This window comes from Pseudomonas persica (genome assembly GCF_900291015.1).
In the GTDB taxonomy this organism is placed as follows: Bacteria; Pseudomonadota; Gammaproteobacteria; order Pseudomonadales; family Pseudomonadaceae; genus Aquipseudomonas.
Genome location: NZ_OLKL01000232.1, coordinates 1 through 256, shown reverse-complemented (window position 1 = coordinate 256; position 256 = coordinate 1). Strand labels below are relative to the sequence as shown.

The 256-nt window shown below is 63.7% G+C and carries 1 protein-coding gene; it reads left to right on the top strand.

Translation table 11 applies throughout. The annotated features are described in order from the left end of the window. On the top strand, nt 1-256 hold a 256-nt coding region (locus FQ664_RS26395), incomplete at both ends, for a hypothetical protein (RefSeq protein ID WP_144175936.1).

Here is a 256-nt window from a genome sequence, read left to right as displayed (position 1 = left end):
ACCTACACCAACACCACCAAGGCCTACAGCGCCAACATCTCCGGTTCGCTGTTCACGCTGCCGGCCGGTGACCTGGCCATCGCTGCTGGTTACGAGCACCGCCAGGAAAGCGGTGAGTACAACCCGGATGCACTGCTGCAGTCGGGCCTGAGCACCGACCTGGCCGGCGCACCGACCAAGGGCAGCTACAAGCTCGACGAGTTCTACGTCGAACTGAACGTGCCGGTGCTGGCCGACATGCCGTTCGCCAAGGAAC